This is a genomic window from Phycisphaerae bacterium (genome assembly GCA_012729815.1).
GTDB lineage: Bacteria > Planctomycetota > Phycisphaerae > JAAYCJ01 > JAAYCJ01 > JAAYCJ01.
Genome location: JAAYCJ010000297.1, coordinates 1 through 1,878, shown reverse-complemented (window position 1 = coordinate 1,878; position 1,878 = coordinate 1). Strand labels below are relative to the sequence as shown.

At 61.8% G+C, this 1,878-nt stretch carries 2 protein-coding genes; both read left to right on the top strand.

Annotated features, from left to right (window positions below):
• Window positions 1-105: 105 nt before the first annotated feature.
• Complete coding sequence (locus tag GXY33_19105) at window positions 106-1,056, top strand: hypothetical protein (protein NLX07252.1); 951 nt, start codon at window positions 106-108, stop codon at window positions 1,054-1,056.
• Window positions 1,057-1,129: 73 nt separating this feature from the next.
• Window positions 1,130-1,878: amidohydrolase family protein (locus tag GXY33_19100; GenBank protein ID NLX07251.1), on the top strand; the 749-nt coding region annotated here is incomplete at its 3' end.

The window sequence follows — 1,878 nt, the reverse complement described above, 5'->3', positions numbered from 1 at the left end:
GGCGATTACGAGTGCAACTGTTGCATTGTCGCCGACGGCGCCGAGGCCCGTTTGGCGGGCTCGGCGCGGGTCATGGTTCAACGAATCTGACGGCGGAACGGGCGGATGCACCAGCGGGAAACACTCCTTCAAGAGCTTGGCCGGATCATCGGTTCGGGACCGACGGAAAAGGTCAATCCGCACGTAAAGGTCGAGCGGGAAGAGGATTGCGGCGATCACGTCCGGCGGCTGCTGAGCTATTGGGTGGAGCCGGATGACCGCGCCTACGGCTATCTGCTGGTGCCCAAATCGCGATCAGACGTCCCGCAGCCGCTGGTGGTTTGCCCGCATCAGACCAAGCCGTGGGGCAAGGACGGGCCGGTGGGGTCGGCGGATGAGGCGCAATATCACTATGCGATAGACCTGGTGCGGCAAGGTTTTGTGGCGTTCGCCCCAGATCAGTTCACGGCGGGCCAGCGGCTGCATTCGAATGTAAAGCCGTACGACACGTATCGGCTGTACGAGAAGTGGCCGGAGTGGTCGGCGGGCGGCAAAGCGGCATGGGACCTTGGGCGGGCGCTGGATTTTCTGGTGACGTTCGACGAGATCGACCCGACGCGAATCGGGGCGATCGGCCATTCGCTGGGCGGACACGACGCGCTGGTGCTGGCCGCGTTGGATGAGCGGGTGAAGGTGGCGGTGATCAACTGCGGAGCGGCGCTTTTGCGGACTGAGCCGCGCCGCCGGGAGTGGGCAAGGCTTGGCGATCATGAGTACGTGTACTACAGGAAGCTTCGGCCGTTTGTGGACGCCGCGGATTTGCCGTTCGATTTTGACCGGCTGGCGATGCTGGCGGCGCCGCGCGGGTTGATGATGATCCACGCGATCAATGACCAGTATTTCCCCGGTAACATCGGTTGGTTGGAGGGAACGCGGGCGGTCAGCGACTATTTCCGCGATGCGGGCCGGCCGGAGGGTTTTGTGACGTACTTCCATCGTAAGGGGCACTGCTTTCCGGCGGAGGCGCGGGCGATGGCGTACCGTTGGCTTGGGGATCAACTCGGGTTGGGGGGATGATTTTTGGAGCGCGACGGGTTACAGTGGGTGTCGCGGCCGTTATTAACGTTAATCTAGCGGAAGGAGCTCGTAGGTGTTTATCGATATTCACGTTCACACGCGTCGGATTCCGGGCCCGCCTCGTCGGGGCAAGCAGGTACACGCGACGCCGGAACAGCTTTTAGAGCGGTACGACCGGCTGGGGATCGAGCAGGCGGTGTTGCTGCCCGGGGTGTCGCCGGAGTGCGCGTACGAGCCGCAGTCGAACGAGGAGGTTCTGGAAGTCGTCAAGGATTTCCCCGGGCGGTTCATTCCGTTCTGCAACGTGGACCCGCGGGCGATGACGAATTCGCCGGATGCCCCGTTGAGTGATATCCTGAGTTTCTACAAGGACCGCGGCTGCAAGGGACTGGGGGAAGTGACGGCGAATGTGGCGTTTCTGGACCCGCTGGTGCAGAATCTGTTCAAGCATTTGCAGGAGGTTGGGCTGCCGGTGACGTTTCACATCGCGGTTCGGATCGGCGGCATCTATGGGTTGTATGACGATCCGGGGCTGCCTCAGTTGGAGCAGTGTTTGCAGCGATTCCCAAAGCTGAAGTTTTTCGGTCATTCGCAGGCGTTCTGGGCTGAGATGGGGTCGTTGGATAAGGAGGAGGATCGGGGCGGGTATCCCAAGTACCCGGTGCGCGAGGAGGGGGCGGTGCCGAAGCTGATGCGGAAGTATGGGAATCTGCACGGTGACCTGTCGGCTGGGAGCGGGGCCAATGCGTTGAGTCGCGATCCGGAGTATGCGGTGAAGTTTTTGAACGAGTTTCAGGACCGGCTGTTTTTCGGGACGGATAT

Excerpts from the sequence above, each read along its gene's own strand:
- GXY33_19105 (NLX07252.1), top strand. The coding sequence starts at position 106 with ATGCACCAGCGGGAAACACTCCTTCAAGAGCTTGGCCGGATCATCGGT.